At 74.5% G+C, this 15,258-nt stretch carries 14 protein-coding genes; 3 read left to right on the top strand and 11 right to left on the bottom strand.

The genetic code is table 11. The annotated features are described in order from the left end of the window. Positions 1 to 82: 82 nt before the first annotated feature. A complete protein-coding gene (locus tag ACN28C_RS31430) occupies positions 83 to 2,176 on the bottom strand; it encodes an alpha-galactosidase (protein WP_422771108.1) in 2,094 nt (697 codons plus the stop codon). A gap of 105 nt (positions 2,177 to 2,281) precedes the next feature. Between ACN28C_RS31430 and ACN28C_RS31425 the strand changes: the two genes are divergently transcribed. From ACN28C_RS31425 to ACN28C_RS31415, 3 genes are all read left to right on the top strand, one after another. After that, a complete protein-coding gene (locus ACN28C_RS31425) occupies positions 2,282 to 3,478 on the top strand; it encodes an ROK family protein (protein WP_422771107.1) in 1,197 nt (398 codons plus the stop codon). A gap of 124 nt (positions 3,479 to 3,602) precedes the next feature. Next, positions 3,603 to 5,531 carry an alpha-galactosidase D gene (locus ACN28C_RS31420; RefSeq protein WP_422771106.1) on the top strand — a complete coding sequence of 643 codons (1,929 nt, stop codon included), beginning with the start codon at positions 3,603 to 3,605 and terminating at the stop codon, positions 5,529 to 5,531. A gap of 209 nt (positions 5,532 to 5,740) precedes the next feature. Further along, complete coding sequence (locus ACN28C_RS31415; protein ID WP_422771105.1) at positions 5,741 to 6,598, top strand: aminoglycoside phosphotransferase family protein; 858 nt, start codon at positions 5,741 to 5,743, stop codon at positions 6,596 to 6,598. 40 nt (positions 6,599 to 6,638) lie between these two features. On the opposite strand, the gene ACN28C_RS31410 is transcribed toward ACN28C_RS31415, so the two are convergent. The 10 genes from ACN28C_RS31410 to ACN28C_RS31365 all read right to left on the bottom strand — a co-directional run bounded on the left by ACN28C_RS31410 (position 6,639) and on the right by ACN28C_RS31365 (position 15,246). Continuing rightward, positions 6,639 to 7,304: a hemerythrin domain-containing protein gene (locus ACN28C_RS31410; protein ID WP_422771104.1), complete on the bottom strand. Its 666-nt coding sequence runs from the start codon at positions 7,302 to 7,304 to the stop codon at positions 6,639 to 6,641. Between the two features lie 105 nt (positions 7,305 to 7,409). Then, the gene (locus tag ACN28C_RS31405) at positions 7,410 to 8,441 is read right to left on the bottom strand and encodes a LacI family DNA-binding transcriptional regulator (RefSeq protein WP_422771103.1); all 1,032 of its coding nucleotides are present in this window, start codon (positions 8,439 to 8,441) and stop codon (positions 7,410 to 7,412) included. After that, positions 8,438 to 9,523, bottom strand: coding sequence for a Gfo/Idh/MocA family protein (locus tag ACN28C_RS31400; protein WP_422771102.1), 1,086 nt, complete (start codon positions 9,521 to 9,523; stop codon positions 8,438 to 8,440). Before ACN28C_RS31400 ends, ACN28C_RS31405 begins: the two co-directional genes overlap by 4 nt. A gap of 3 nt (positions 9,524 to 9,526) precedes the next feature. Further along, positions 9,527 to 10,372, bottom strand: coding sequence for an amidohydrolase family protein (locus ACN28C_RS31395; RefSeq protein WP_422771101.1), 846 nt, complete (start codon positions 10,370 to 10,372; stop codon positions 9,527 to 9,529). After that, positions 10,369 to 10,710 carry an L-rhamnose mutarotase gene (locus ACN28C_RS31390; RefSeq protein WP_422771100.1) on the bottom strand — a complete coding sequence of 114 codons (342 nt, stop codon included), beginning with the start codon at positions 10,708 to 10,710 and terminating at the stop codon, positions 10,369 to 10,371. Before ACN28C_RS31390 ends, ACN28C_RS31395 begins: the two co-directional genes overlap by 4 nt. 5 nt (positions 10,711 to 10,715) lie before the next feature. Beyond that, positions 10,716 to 11,186 (bottom strand): VOC family protein, encoded by a 471-nt coding sequence (locus ACN28C_RS31385; protein ID WP_422771099.1) that lies wholly within the window; start codon positions 11,184 to 11,186, stop codon positions 10,716 to 10,718. Positions 11,187 to 11,188: 2 nt separating this feature from the next. Continuing rightward, on the bottom strand, positions 11,189 to 12,190 hold the full coding sequence (locus tag ACN28C_RS31380; protein ID WP_422771098.1) for an alpha-ketoacid dehydrogenase subunit beta: 1,002 nt from the start codon (positions 12,188 to 12,190) through the stop codon (positions 11,189 to 11,191). Further along, entirely contained in the window at positions 12,183 to 13,121 is a 939-nt protein-coding gene (locus ACN28C_RS31375) for a thiamine pyrophosphate-dependent dehydrogenase E1 component subunit alpha (RefSeq protein WP_422771097.1), read from the bottom strand. The genes ACN28C_RS31380 and ACN28C_RS31375 overlap by 8 nt, the downstream gene beginning before the upstream one ends. Next, the gene (locus ACN28C_RS31370; protein ID WP_422771096.1) at positions 13,118 to 14,464 is read right to left on the bottom strand and encodes a lyase family protein; all 1,347 of its coding nucleotides are present in this window, start codon (positions 14,462 to 14,464) and stop codon (positions 13,118 to 13,120) included. The genes ACN28C_RS31375 and ACN28C_RS31370 overlap by 4 nt, the downstream gene beginning before the upstream one ends. Next, positions 14,464 to 15,246: an SDR family NAD(P)-dependent oxidoreductase gene (locus ACN28C_RS31365; RefSeq protein WP_422771095.1), complete on the bottom strand. Its 783-nt coding sequence runs from the start codon at positions 15,244 to 15,246 to the stop codon at positions 14,464 to 14,466. The genes ACN28C_RS31370 and ACN28C_RS31365 overlap by 1 nt, the downstream gene beginning before the upstream one ends. Positions 15,247 to 15,258 lie beyond the last annotated feature (12 nt).

Below are 15,258 nucleotides of genomic sequence, written 5' to 3'. Positions count from 1 at the left end.
GGAACTCCAGTGGTGTGTGGGGTGTGTGGAGCGTCGGGTGTGGAGCGTCGGGTGTGGAGCGTCGGGTGTGGAGCGCAGGGAGTCAGCCCAGGCGTTCGAGGTGGACGAGGGTGCTGGCGTGGTCACCCGGGGGCAGCTCCAGCGGCAGGCCGGAGTGCCGCAGGAGCGCGCCCGGATAGGCGGTTCCGGTCTTCCGGTCCCGGTAGACCGCGTCCGGCGCCACCGCGGTGAGGCGCAGCGGCGCCGGCTCGTGCCCGTACCGGCGGACGGGGCACCAGGCGAGCACCACGTGCTCGCCGTCGTGGACGTACTGCACCGCGGTCAGCGCGCCGTCACCGCGCAGCCGGTACGCCGTGCCGTGCTGGACGACCCCGCGGACCCGCTTGTAGGCGGCCACCAGCTCAGCGGCCTCCTTGAGCTCGTCCTCGGTCCAGGTGGTGAGGTCGCCGCCGATGCCGAGCGCGCCGGCCATCGCCACGTGGAAGCGGAAGCGCAGCGGGGTGTGCCGGGCGGTGGCCACGTTCGGGCTGTCGGTGACCCAGGCCGCCATGACCTGCGCGGGAAAGAGCTGGCTGAACCCGGCCTGGATGCCGAGCCGGTCGACCGGGTCGGTGTTGTCCGAGGTCCAGACCTGGTCGGTGCGGGCCAGCACGCCGAGGTCGGCCCGCCCGCCACCGCCGGAGCAGGTTTCGATGCGCAGGCCCGGATGGTCGGCCCGGAGCCGGTCCATGATCTGGTACACCGCCCGGGTGTGCGCGATCCAGAGCCGGTCCGGGTCGTCGTGGCCGGGCCACCCCGCCTCGGTGAAGGGGCGGTTGGCGTCCCACTTGAGGAAGTCGATCTGGTGCGCCCGCACCAGCCCGTCGAGCCAGCCGTGCGTCCACTCGGCCACCTCCGGCCGGGCCAGGTTGAGCACGAGCTGGTGGCGCATTTCGGTGCGCTGCCGGTTGGCCATCCGCAGCACCCAGTCCGGGTGTGCCCGATAGAGGTCGCTGTCCGGGTTGACCATCTCCGGCTCCACCCAGAGGCCGAAGCGCATCCCGAGCCGGCGTACCTCCGCGACCAGCGGCCCCAGCCCGGCCGGGAAGCGGACCGGGTTCGGCGTCCAGTCGCCGAGGCCGGCCCGGTCGCTGGCGCGGGCGCCGAACCAGCCGTCGTCCATCACGAACAGCTCGACGCCGAGGCTTGCCGCGCGTGCCGCCAGGGCGAGCTGACCGGCCTCGTCGACGTCGAAGCCGGTCGCCTCCCACGAGTTGTAGAGCACCGGCCGGGTCTCGGCGGGGTGGGTGAGCACGTGCCGGCGCACGTACCCGTGCCAGGCCCGGCTGGCCGCGCCGAAGCCGCCGGTGCTGTGCAGGCCGGCGAAGACCGGGGTGTCCAGCGTCTCGCCGGGCGCCAGCGACCAGGTGAGGCCGTCGTGGCCGAAGCCGCCGGTCCAGGAGGTCCGGCCGACCGGGTCGCGGTGCACGGTGATCCGCCAGCTGCCGCTCCAGGCCAGGGCGGTGCTCCACACCTCGCCGTGCTCCTCGCCGGCGGTGCCGTCGTCGACCGCCAGCCACGGGTTGGCGTGGTGGCTGGTCATGCCCCGGCGGCTGGTGAGGACGGTCTCGGCCACCGGCACGCTGTCGCGGCGGAGCTGGAACTCGCTGTTCCAGCCGCCGACCAGGTGGCTCATCCGGTATGTCCCCCGGTGCGGCACGGTCCAGGCGGCGGAGTCGCAGCGCAGCACCGTGACCGGCCGCCGGTCGTCGCGGTTCTCGACGGTCGTCCAGCGTTCGAGCACGTCGCTGTCGGGGTGCAGGCGGTAGTGCATGGTGACGTGCAGCGGGTAGTGCCGGTCGCGCAGGTGCACCCGGAGGTGCCCGGCGTCCGCGTCGTGGCCGTCGTAGCGCCACTCGACGCCGCGGGTGCCGTCGGCGAAGCGCACCAGCAGGCTCGCCGGCCCGAAGCGGGGACCGCCCTCGACCGCGAGCTCGTCGACCCCGGCGATCGCCTCGAAGCTGCTCGCCGCCGGTGACGGCTGCTCGGCCAGCCGTACCGCCTGGGCGAGCGTGAGCACCGCTCCCCAGTGGACGTGCCGCAGGCCGCCGTCCTCGGCGACCCGGAGGGCGTACGCCGTGGTGGGGCCGGTGAGCAGCCACAGGCGGTGGTCGGGGTCGAACTGCACGGTTGCCATCGGGTCCTCAGGGTGCGGGGTCGGGAAGTGCGGCCGAATGTAGGCAGCCCTGCTCGCCGAAATCAATACTTGACGAAGGAAATTATTTGGTCGAAGATTTCGGCCATGTTTCCCGACGGCGGTGTAGCAGCGGCGGGCCGGCACTACGACGGACCGGCGCCACTCGCCACGGCACCGGCGACGACGGCGGTCTTCACGGCGGTGCTGACCGAGGGGCCGCTGAGCCGGGTCACCCTGGCCCGCCGGCTCGGGCTCTCCTCCTCGGCCGTCACCAAGGCGGCCCGGCCGCTGATCGAGCTCGGCTACCTGCACGAGATGGCCGCGACCGAGCGCAGCGCGCCCGGCGCCGGCCGCCCGGCCAGCCCGCTCGCCATCCGCCCCGAGCGTGAGTTCTTCGTCGGAGTGAAGATCACCGCCGACGAGCTGATCGGCGTGGTCTGCGATCTCGGCGCCCAGGTGCGCGCCACCGCCCGCCGGCCACTGCCCGATCCCGGCGTCGACGCCGTGCTCACCGAGCTCGGCCGGCTGGTCGACGGGCTGCTCGACGCGCCCGGCGGCTACCGGGCCCGCACCCGCCGGCTCGGGCTCGCCATCTCCGGCGACGTGGACCGGACGACCGGCCTGGTCCGCTACTCACCGTTCCTGCACTGGCGCAACGTGCCGCTCGGCACGCTCGCGGCCGGCGCCACCGGCCTCGCGGTGACGGTGGAGAACGACGTCAAGGCGCTGACCGCCGCCGAGCACTGGTTCGGCGAGGGAGTGGGCGCCGACTCGTTCGCCCTGGTCACCGTCGGCACCGGCATCGGCTGCGGCCTGGTCGTCAACGGCCGCCTGGTCTCCGGCTCGCACGGTGTCGCCGGCGAGATCGGGCACATTCCCGTCGACGCCACCGGCCCGGACTGCCACTGCGGCGGTCGCGGCTGCGTCGAGGCCATCGCCGGCACCGACGCGATCGTCAGCCAGGCCCGGGAGAGCGCGGGCCGCCCCGACCTCACCATCGACGGCGCGGTGGCCCTGGCCCGGGACGGCCACGAGCCGGTCCGGGCCGTCTTCGCCCGCGCCGGCAACGCGATCGGCTGCGGCATCGCCGCCGTGGCGAACCTCGTCGGACCCGCCCGGATCGTCGTCTCCGGGGAAGGGCTGGCCGCCTACGACCTGTTCGACGCACCCATCCGGGCGAGCTTCGAGCGCCAGGCGTTCGGTGCCGCCGCCGACTGTGCGCTCACCATCCGCCGCCTGCCCTTCGAGGAGTGGGCCCGCAGCGCGGCGGCCGTCAGCATCCAGGCGCTCGTCGCGTCCTAGCGACGCCGCGGTGCCCCGCCACGTTTCCCGCCAACCAGCGATCTTCCCGCCACCCAACAGGCTCCGCAGCCACTCCCAGCAACCTGTTCAGCCACCCCCACCACCCCCCGCAGGAGGTTCGACGATGCAGTCAAAGGCAAGACCCGCCGGAACGCTGATGGTCGCGGCGCTCGCGCTGACCCTCGGCGCGGGCACCGTCCCGGCGCAGGCCGCGCCGCCCGACCGGAAGCCGTCGCCAGCGGCGGGCGCCGTAGCGCCCGGCCCGAAGCCGGCGCCACCGGCCGGGTCCGGCGCGCCCGGTGTCGTCACCCGCGACCCCTCGGCCGGTGACCGTGCCGCCGCCGAGCGGGCCGGCGCAGCCGCCGCCGCCGAGGGCATCGCCGCCCGCCCCTACCTGGGGTGGAGCAGCTGGAGCCTGCAGGCCACCAACTATCCAGGAGTGAACCCGGACGGTCTCGGGAGCTGGCTGACCGAGGCAAACCTGCTGCGCCAGGTCGACGCGATGGCCAGCACGCTCAAGCCGTACGGCTACGAGTACATCAACATCGACGCCGGCTGGTCGCGCGGGTTCGACTGGGTCCCCGGCTTCGACGAGTACGGGCGGGAGATCGCCGCACCCGACCGGTTCCCGCGCGGGATGAAGTTCGTCGCCGACTACATCCACGGCAAGGGCCTCAAGGCCGGCATCTATCTGGCGGTCGGGCTGGCGAAGGAGGCGTACCGCGACGGCGCTCCGGCGGTCTGGAACGCCCCGGGCTGCACGCTCGCCGACATCGTCTATCCGGACCTGCGCACCACGAACGGCTGGGACAGCTCATACAAGATCGACTTTGCCCGGCCGTGCGCCCAGAAATACATCGACTCGCAGGCGCAACTGCTGGCCGACTGGGGCTACGACTTCCTGAAGATCGACGGCGTCGGGCCGGGGTCGTGGCGCAGCGGCGACAACTACGACAACGTCCCGGACATCGCCGCCTGGCACGCCGCGATCGCCCGGACCGGCCGGCCGATCCACCTGGAGCTGTCGTGGTCGCTGGACCGCGCTCATGCCGCCGACTGGAAGCGCTATTCCAACGGCTGGCGGATCGACACGGACGTCGAGTGCTACTGCGACACCCTGACCACCTGGGACAACTCCGTCAAGGTCCGCTGGGACGACGTGCCGGCCTGGACGCCGTGGGCCGGTCCGGGCGGCTGGAACGACCTGGACACCCTCAACGTCGGCAACGGCGAGATGGACGGCCTCACCGAGGACGAGCGGCAGAGCTACCTGACGCTCTGGGCGATCTCCGCGGCGCCGCTCTACCTCGGTGACGACCTCACCAAACTCGACGCGTACGGGCTGCGCCTGCTCACCAACCGGGAGGTCATCGGGGTGGACCAGCAGGGCATCCCGGCCCGCCCGGTGACGCCGACCGGCCCGGCCCAGGTCTGGGGGATGCGCAACCGGGACGGCTCGTACACGGTCGCGCTCTTCAACCTGGGCAGCTTCCCGGCGACGGTGACCGGGCACTGGAGCAGCTTCGGCTTCGGCGGCCGCGCGAAGGTGCGCGACCTGTGGCAGCGCAGGGACCTCGGCGCGCACCGGGACGGCATCTCCGCGACGCTGCCGGCGCACGGCTCCCGGCTGTTCCGGGTGACGCCTGGCCGGGCGGCGCCGCAGCTGGTCGGCTACGAGGCGGAGGCCGGCGGGAACACCCTCGCCGACGGGGCCGGCGTCGTCGACTGCGCCGCCTGCTCCGGCGGCCGCAAGGTCGGCAGCCTCTACAGCGGCGGTGCGCTGCGCGTCAACGACGTCACGGTGCCGCGCAGCGGCACCTACCAGGTGAACATCCGGTACACCACCGGCGACCCGCGCTCGGCGACCGTCTCGGCGAACGGGCAGGGACCGGTCACGCTCGCCTTCCCGGCCAGCGGCGGTTGGGACGTGCCGGCCACGATCACCGTCCCGCTGCGGCTGAACGCCGGCCGCAACACCATCGAGATCGACAGCAGTACGCCGGTCTACTCGCCGGACATCGACCGGGTCGAGGTCCCGCGTACGGCGGGCTGAGCGCGGTTACGGCCGGGGTCGCGCACCGCGACTCCGGCCGAACCCGTCGCGCCCGACCGAGGTCGCGGGGCAAATTCGGTTGCCGTCAGGCGTCCGTCTGGTGAGCTGGGAGCGTGCCCTCCGACACCGACACCGACACCGACACCGACACCGACCCCGACCCAGACACCGTCCCTGTCCCGGATAGACGTCTGGTCGACGAGAGTGTCGTGCGAGGTCTGATCGCCAGGCAGTTTCCGCACTGGGCCGGCCTGCCCGTGCGGCCGGTCGGCAGGGGTTGGGACAACCAGACCTTCCGGCTCGGCGACCGCATGTCGGTGCGGCTACCCACCGCCGCGGAATATGCGCTGGCGGTGGAGAAAGAGCACCGATGGCTGCCGGCGCTCGCGCCACGGGTGCCGCTGCGGATCCCCACGCCGCGGGCGAAGGGCGAGCCCGACGAGGGGTTCCGCTTTCCCTGGTCGGTGTACGAGTGGATCGACGGCGGTCCGGCCGGCATCGACCCCGTCGCGGACCTGACCGGGTTCGCGGTCGACCTGGCCGCCTTCCTCGTCGCGCTGCGGCAGGTGGATCCGGCCGGCGGGCCCGAGCCGGGGCTGCACAACTGGTTCCGAGGCGGGCCGTTGCGGGTCTACGCCCCGCAGGCGCGGCGGGCGATGGAGGTGCTCGACGGCCGGATCCCCCGGGACACCGTCACGGAGATCTGGTACGCGGCGCTGGGCGCGTCCCGGGAATCCGGGCCGGTCTGGTTCCACGGCGACATCGCCCCGGGGAACCTCCTGGTCCGGGACGGCGTGCTGGCTGCCGTCATCGACTTCGGCACCTGCGGTGTCGGCGACCCCGCCTGCGACGTGGCGATCGCCTGGACGTTCCTGTCCGGAGCGAGCCGCGAGGCGTTCCGGACGACGCTCGACGTCGACCCCGGCACCTGGGCGCGCGGGCGGGGCTGGGCGCTGTGGAAGGCGCTGGTCATCCGCGCCGGTGCGCCGCACGCCGCCCATGCCACGGCGGTGGAGGCCGAACGGGTCATCGGCGAAATTCTCACCGAGTACGCGGAGTCCGGCTGAATCGACCGGACGAGCCGTCAAGACGGCCGCCGAGGGTCCGTCATCCCGTGGTGAGCAGGCTCCGGATCCGCTCCCGCTCGCGGGCGTAGCGGCGCCGGCCGACCAGCCGCAGCAGGACGCGGGCGGCCAGCGGTAGCTTGGCCAGGAAATGGCGGCGCTCCTCCTCCGACGCGTGGTCGAGGACCGCGCAGAGCCCGAGCAGCCGCTGGGCCGGCGGGATCAGGCTCATCGCGTGGGCGCCGACGGCCTCCCACTCCTCGACCGTGAGGTGCTCCCGCACCAGCGGCAGGACGTGCTCCTCCTCGTCGTCAAGATGCGCGACCAGCGCCCGGTGGTGCGCCTCCAGCGCGAGGGCCAGCCGGTCGCGGGCCTCCGAGGCCGCCGACGGGCTCCAGTCGGCCAGGGCGAGTTCGATCTGCGCGAAGGTCTCGTCGATCGTCCCGTGCTGCTCCGTCATCAACCGCACCAGGTCGGCGCCGAGCCGGGCCCGTTCGATCAGGAGGGGCCAGATGAGGTCGTCCTCGGCGGTGTGATGGTGGTGCAGGTTGGCGGTGTAGGCCGTCACGCGCGCGGCGACCTCCTCGGCGCGACCACGGTCGCCCGCCGGCACCGCCCGGACCAGCTGGGGCAGCAGGATCGACTGGCTGCGGAAGACTCGGTGGACGAGCACCATTTCCTGGGTGAACGGGCGGTCGGGCGTGGACACGCGATGACTCCTTGCGGATCGGCTGGGCATACCGGCCAAGTCGAGCAGCCGGGGATAGACGCGGGATCGACACCGCGTAGACGAGCGGCAGGGACCGGGCGGGGGTCAGCGGGAGCCGGCGGGGGCGGTCGAGTCGCGGAGCACCAGCTCGATCGGCTCCCGGACCGTCTCGGTGATCGGGGCGTCCGGATCGCTGCCGAGCAGCAGCTCGACCGCGCGGGCGCCGAGCCGCACCAGCGGCATGCGTACGGTGGTCAGCGGCGGCGCCAGATAGGCGGCCAGCGGCAGGTCGTGCACGGCGATCACCGACACGTCCCCGGGCACCCGCACCCGGTGCTCCTGCGCCGCGTGCAGTGCGCCGATCGCGGAGGCCACGTTGGCCACGAAGACGGCGGTGGGCGGCTGCGGGAGCCGCAGCAGCCGGGTCATCGCCGTGGCCCCGCCCTCGGCGGTGTAGTCGGCGGCCACCACGAGGCCGCTCTCGGCGGCGAGACCGGCCCGGCGGACCGCCCGGGTGTAGCCGGCCCGCCGCCGTCGGGCGGTGTCCGCGCCGCGCGGGCCGGCCAAATGCCCGATTCGGGTGTGGCCGAGCGCGACGAGGTGTTCGACCGCGATCGCGGCGGCCCGCTCGTCGTCCAGGGTGACGTGCCGGTGCCCCTCCCCGCTGCGGTTGAGCAGCAGCCAGGGCAGGCGCAGCCGGGCCAGCTCGGCCTCCTCGGCGGTGCTGATCCCGGTGGCGAGCAGCAGGCCGTCGACCCGGCCGTCACCGAGCAGGCTGAGATAGGTCTGCGCGTTGCCGCCCGCGCTGGCCGAGCCGGTGACCAGCGCGGAGCCCACCGCTGCCGCCGCCTGCTCCGCCCCCTTGATGATCTCGGCGTAGACCGGATTGGCGAAGTCCGGGATGAGCAGGCCGAGTGTGCGGGTCCGGGCGGTACGCAGGCTGCGGGCGGCGGCGTGCGGCCGGTAGCCGAGCATCGCGATCGCGTCGAGGACCCGCTTCCGGGTGCTCTCCCGGATGCTCAGCGCCGGATCGTTGTTGATCAGGCGGGAGACCACCGACCGGTCCACCTGGGCGAGCGCGGCCACGTCGGCGAGGGTGCTGCGCCGGGGCGGCCGGGCCGCCGCCGGGGGCGTCATGCCGGCTCCGGCGCCTGGGCGGTGCCGGAGTCCATCGACCGGTAGAGGGCGTGCACCAGAGCGAGGGTACCCAGGTTGTCCCGGGCCGCCGTCGGCGCGGGATCCCCGGTGGCGATCGCGGCCAGCAGCCCGGCCATCGGGCCGGCGAAGGCGTCCGGCAGCCAGCGCCCGGTGACCGGGTACGGCAGCCAGCCGTCGGTCGGCAGCACCCGGCTGGTCACCTCCAGGGTGTCCGGCCGGCCGCGCGGGTAGTCGTAGAGCAGCCCGAGGGTGCCCCGGATCGCCCCGGCGGTGCCGTCGATGCGGAACTCGGCGCGCGGGTCGCCGTTGCGGTTGTTGTGGTTGACGTGCAGCACCGCGCGGACGTCGCCGTCGTAGACGAGGGTGTTGATCGTGCGGGTCTCGCCCCGGGTGCCCTGGTCGGGCACGCGCGAGCCGGTGCCGAAGACCAGCCGGGGATCACCGAGCAGGTCCCGCACGGCGTCGAGGTAGTGGATCGAGTGATACATGATCTCCAGGTGGTCGCTGGCGACCAGCCAGTCCCAGGCCGAGAAGTCGGTGTGGATGTCCACCGTGTAGGAGACCGTGGTGACCTCGCCGATCCAGCCCAGCCGGGCCATCGCGTGCGCGGCGGCGATCCCCTCGTCGAACCGGAGCTGCTGGTTGACCGCCATCGCCAGCCCGGCGGCCTCGGCCTGCTCGACGAGCGTGCGGCCGGTCGCCACGTCCGGGGCGAACGGCTTCTGGCAGAGCAGGTGCTTGCCGGCGGCGAGACCGGCGCGGACCGTCTCGGGCTGCGCCCAGGGGACCACGGCGATGTCGACCACCGACACCTCGGGGTCGGCGAGCAGGTCGTCGAGGGAGGCGTAGACCGTCGGCACGCCGTGCCGCCCCGCGACGGAACGGGCCCGCGCCGCGTCCACGTCGAAGATGCCCCGCACCGCGAGCCCGTGCCGGGCGTACGCGGGCAGGTGGGCGACGTCGACGATCGAGCCGGCGCCGACGATCGCGACCGGGCGCCGGTGCTCGGCCGGGATCCGGACGGCGGCGCGCTCGGCGACCGGTGCCAGTGCGTCCAGCATGTTTCAGACTCCCGGGATGCGGTAGAAGTCGACGGCGGTGCCGCCGAGGATCCGGGCCCGGTCGGCCTCGCCGAGCGGCTCCAGCAGCCGGTTGGTCTCCCGCCACACCTTCGGGTAGTCGCCGGCGAGCAGCGCGACCGGCCAGTCGCCGCCGTACATCAGCCGGTCCGGGCCGAAGACGGCGAGCGCGTGGTCGACGTACGGCCGCAGGTCGTCGGCGGTCCAGCTCTGCCACTCCGCCGCCGTGTTCAGCCCGGAGAGCTTGGCGTGCACGGTGGGGCTGCCGGCCGCGGCGCGCAGCAGGTCGGCCCAGGGCGCCCAGCCCCGCCCGGCGACCGGCGGCTTGCCCAGATGGTCGATCACCATCCGGAGGGTGGGATGCCGCTCGGCCAGCCAGGGCAGGTGCTCCAGGTGTCGGGGAAGCACGGCGACCACGTCGAAGCTCAGCCCGCGCTCGGCGAGCAGGGCGAGGCCGTCCTGCACCGCCGGCCGGCGCAGCCAGTCCGGGTCGGCCTCCTCGTGGATGAGGTGCCGCACGCCGACGAAGCGGGGATCCCCGGTGTAGCGGTCCAGGGCTTCGGCGGCCTCGTCGGGACGGTCCAGCGGCACCCAGCCGACGACCGCGGCGACCCGGGACCACCGGTCGGCGACGGTGAGCATGTGGTCGGTGTCGGCGTACGAGTCCATCGACTGGACCAGGACGGTGTGCCGCACCCCGGCGGCGGCGAGCACCGGCTCGGCGTCCGCCTCGGTGAAGGTCCGGAAGATCGGGCCGTACTCGGCGGTCAGCCACGGGTAGTCGACCAGCTCCAGGTCCCACAGGTGCTGGTGCGCGTCCACCACGGTCATGCCGGCCCCTCCGTCCCGGCCTGCTCGGTGAGCGTCCAGACGTGCCGCAGGCCCAGCCCGGCGGCACCGTCGGGGTCCTCGGCGAACCGCTCGACGTAGCCGGCCATGAACTCCTGCCAGCGCTGGTTGACCGGGTCGCCGTCCAGCTCGCGCATGGCGGCGGCGAAGTCGGCGCAGTCGACCAGGTGGAAGAGGTGCCGGCCGCTGCGCCAGATGACCCACTCGGTGATGCCGACCCGTTGCAGCGCGGCGAGCAGGTCGTCGGGGACGGTGCGGTGCGCCTCCTCGTAGCCGGTCTCCCGGCCGTCGTGCAGGAAGCTGTGCAGGGCGACTCGCATGTTCGTCATTCCTTCCGGGCCGGTGGTGGCTGCACCAGCTCCAGCGTGTGGTCGTCGGGGTCGAGGAAATAGCAGGCGGCGCCGCCGAGGTTCACCCCGGCGGTGATCCGGTTGGGCGCCGAGACGAACCGGACGCCGTAGGACCGTAGCCGCTGGTATGTCGCGTCGATGTCGGCGACCGCGAAGGCCAGGTGCGCGGTGCCGGGATCGCAGCGCCGGGCCGGACTGGGCAGGCCGCGCGGCACGACGTACTCGACGAGTTCGACGTCGTGGCTGCTCGGGCTCGACGCCGGCCGGTCGGGGAGGGCGAGCTGCGCGATCCGCAGCCGGGCGCCCGGGAAGCCGACCAGCGCCGCCGTGTACGCGTTGCCCTGCTCCTGGGTGTGCACCAGGCGCAGCCCGAGCGCGTCCCGGTAGAACGCGGTCGACCGGTCCAGCTCCGCCACGTGCAGCCCGACGTGCCAGATGGCGAGCACCGCTACACCGCCGCCGGGACGGCCGAGAGCAGCCGCTCGGTGATGCTCCGCACCGACGGCACCAGCGACTCGGCCAGCCCCGGCGCGGCGGGCAGCCGCACGTCCGGCGCCGCCACCCGCACCGGCGGGGCGGCCAGCGGTACGCCCGCCTCGGCGACCCGGGCCAGCACCTCGGCGCCGAACCCGCCGGTCTGGTTCGCCTCGTGTACCACGGCGAGCCGCCCGGTCCGGCCGACGCTGGCCAGCACCGCCGCCGTGTCGAACGGGTTGAGCCAGACCATCTCCAGCACCTCGGCCTCGACGCCGTGCGCCGCGAGCCGCTCGGCGGCGGCGAGCACCTGGCCGGTGACGGCACCCCAGGTGACCACGGTCAGGTCGGTGCCGGCGCGGCGGCGGTGGTGCCAGCCGGCGGGGCGGGGCTCGGTGTGCGGCGTGACGTCGACGGGCTCGCCGAAGTAGAGGGTCCGGTTCTCCACCACCAGCACCGGGTCGTCCAGCGCGGCGGCGGACAGCAGCGCGTCGTACGCGTCCTGCGCGGTGCGCGGCATCACCAGCCGCAGGCCGGGGGTGTGCAGGAAGAACGCCTCCAGGCTCTGCGAGTGCTGGGCGCAGGCACCCGGTGCGCTGCCCTGCTGGGTGCGTACGACGATCGGTGCCGGCGCGCGGCCGGCGGAGACGTACCGGGCGTTGGCGGCCTGGTTGACGAGCTGGTCGAGCGCGACCAGGGTGAAGTCCACCCACATGATCTCGACGATGGGGCGGCGCCCCATCAGCGCGGCACCGACGGCGCTGCCGAGGATCGCGGCCTCGCTGATCGGGGTGTCGAAGACCCGGTCGGCGCCGTACGCCCGGCGCAGCCCTCGGGTCACCCCGAAGACGCCGCCGGGCAGTGCCACGTCCTCGCCGTAGACGAGCACGCGCGGGTCGGTCGCCAGCAGGTGCCGCAGGGCGGCGTTGGCCGCACCGGCGTAGGTCAGGCGTGTGGTGCTGGGCGTGTCAGGCATAGACGTGCTCCCGTGCGGTGGTGGGGTCGGCGGCCGGCGCGGCGAGCGCCGCCTCGGCGGCCCGGTCGATCTCGGCGCGGGCTCGGCTCTCGGCGGCGTCCAGCTCGGCGGCACCGACGCCCGTGGCGGCCAGCGCGGCGCGGAGCCGGGCGATCGGCTCGCGGGTGAGCGCCCGCTCCACCTCGCCGGCCGGCCGGTACTGCTCGGCGTCGCCGATGTAGTGCCCGACCAGGCGTTCGGTCATCAGCTCCAGCAGGGTCGGGCCGGCGCCGCCACGGGCCCGGTCGACCGCCTCGGCGGCGGCGGCCCGCACCTGCGCCGGGTCGTTGCCGTCGACCCGGTGCCCCGGCATCCCGTACGGCGCGGCCCGCCGCCACAGCTCCGGGTCGGCGACCATGTCGGCGATCGGGGTCAGCTCGGAGTAGCGGTTGTTCTCGCAGACGAAGACGACCGGCAGCTTGAACGCCCCGGCCATGTTCAGCGCCTCGTGCACGGAGCCCTGGTTGAGGGCGCCGTCGCCGAAGACGGTGACCGCGACCCGCCCGCTGTCGTCGGTGCGGGCGGCCAGCGCGGCGCCGACCGCGATCGGCGCCCCGGCGCCGACGATCGAGTTCTCGCCCCAGAAGCCGTGCTCCGGCGCCGTGAAGTACGCCGAGCCGCCGCGCCCGCCGTTGATCCCGGTGGCCCGGCCGAGCAGCTCGGCCAGGAGCGGCTCCGCCGGCACGCCCCGGGCCAGCGCCCAGCCGTGCCCCCGGTAGGTGGCGAAGAGCGCGTCCTGCGGTGCCAGCACCGGGCCGGTGCCGACCGGTCCCGCCTCCTGGCCGATGCAGAGGTGCACCGAACCGACGATGTCGCCGGCCACCCGTAGCTCCCGGACCTTCTCCTCGAACGCCCTGATCCGCCACATGGCGTGCAGGTCGTCAACCGTCATGCCATCGCTCCCTTGTGCTCGTGCCATTCGCGTACGGCCGCCGCGCAGATCTGGGCGGCCTCGCCGACGTAGTCGGCGTGCTCGATCCGCAGCGACCCGAGTGCGGCGGCGACCCCGGCGGGTAACTCCGCGCCGAACTCGGTGACCAGGTCGGTGCCGTCGCGGCGGGCCCGCTCGGCGGCGGCGTACGCCAGATCGTGCGCCCGTTCCCGGCCCAGCACCTCCGCCGATCGGATCATGAGTGCCTCGGCCATCAGCAGGCCGCCGTCGGCGGCGAGGTTGCGCCGCATCGCCGCGGGCGAGACCCGCAGCCCGGCGGCGGTCTCACCGGCCAGCCGCAGCGCCGCGGCGCTGCCCTCCGCCGCGACCGGCACCGCCATCCACTCGATCTGCCACTCCCCGGCGGCGCGCTCGTGACCGGCCTCCATCGCCCGCAGCAGGGTGCCGGCGGCGCCGCCGGTCGCCACGCCGAACCCGATCACCGCCTCGGAGGAGATCGGGTTGGCCTTCTGCGGCATCGTCGAGGAGGCGCCCCGGTGGTGCCCGGCCGGCTCGTGCACCTCGCCCAGCTCGGTGCGGGACAGGTCGATGACCTCGCGGGCGAAGCGCACGCAGGTCGCCGCCACGGTGGCGCAGCCGAGGCCGAAGCGGGTCACCCTGTCCCGGGCGACGTGCCAGGGCACGCCGGTGTCGGCCAGGTCCAGCCGCCCGGCCAGCGCCCGGCGTACCTGGGCTGAGCGGGGGCCGAGGGCGGCGTTGGTGCCGCCGGCGCCGAAGAGCGAGACCACCCGGGCGTCGGCGGTGAGCCGCCGCATCTCGGTCAGGTGCCGGGCGACCTCGCCGAGCAGGACCGCGGTCTTGGCGCCGAACGTGGTGGGCACCGCCTGCTGCGCGTGGGTGCGGGCCGGCATCACCGTGCCGGCGTGTCGCTCGGTGAGCTGGGCGAGGGCGTCGCCGAAGGCGACGAGCAACTCGGCGAGGCGGTCGCCGGCCGCGCCGAGCTGGAGACTGAGCGCGGTGTCCATGATGTCCTGGGTGGTCGCGCCCCAGTGCACCCGACCGTCGGGGCCGGCCGGCAGCTTGTCGGCGATCATGCGGACCAGCGGCAGGATGGGATAGCCGACGTTGCGGGCGCCCGCCCAGAGCCGGTCCAGGTCGATGGCGTCGAGCCGGCACGCCGCGCCGATCGCGTCGGCGTCGGCCCGGTCCAGCACGCCCGCGTCCGCCTGCGCCTGGGCCAGGGCCGCCTCGACCCGCAGCCAGGCCCGCACCGTGCCGTGCTCGGACCAGACGTCCACCATCGGCGGGTCGGCGTAGAGCCGCTCCAGGAGCCGGAACGCCATCAGTCCATCTCCAGTCCGCCGTCGACGTTGAGCGCCTGCCCGGTCACGTAGGAGGCGAGGTCGCCCAGGAGGAAGAGCACCGCGTTGGCCAGCTCGACCGGTTCGCCGGTGCGGCCCAGCGGGACCCGGTCACGGGTCTCGGCCAGCCAGCGCTCGCCGGCGCCGCCGCCGAAGCGCTGTTCCCGGTCGCGCATGATGCCGTCCCACATCGGCGTCAGGAAGACCCCCGGACAGACCGCGTTGACCCGGACCGTGGGCGCGTAGGCCAGCGCGGCGGACTTGGTCAGGGAGAGGAGTCCGGCCTTGGCGGCGGCGTAGTGCGCGGCGTCCGGCCGGCCGGACCGGGCCGCGACGGAGGCGACCGAGACGATCGCGCCGCCGTCGCCGTCGCGCATCAGCGCCGCGGCGGCCTGGGTGACCGCAAAGGTCCCGGTCAGGTTGACCGCGACGATCCGCTGCCACTCGTCCAGCGAGATTTCCGCCAGCGGGGTGGTGCGGATCAGCCCGGCGCAGTTGACCAGGCCGTCGAGCCCGCCGAGCTGGTCCGCCGCCCGGGTGGCGAGGTCGTGGCCGCCGCCGTCGCCCAGGTCCGCCGGGATGGTCGCCACCGGGGCAGCCCCGGCCGCCGCCACCTCCCGGGCCACCGGCGCGAGCGCGTCCCCGGCCAGGTCGCTGACCGCGACCGCCGCGCCGCACTCAGCCAGCCGCCGGGCGATCGCCCGGCCGAGCCCACCCGCGGCGCCGGTCACCAGCACCCGGCGGCCGTTCAGCCCGACATCCAACGCGAACCTCCA

Origin of the sequence: Plantactinospora sp. WMMC1484, assembly GCF_049315195.1 — a bacterium.
Classification (GTDB): domain Bacteria; phylum Actinomycetota; class Actinomycetes; order Mycobacteriales; family Micromonosporaceae; genus Plantactinospora.
This window is presented reverse-complemented; position numbering and strand designations above follow the sequence as displayed.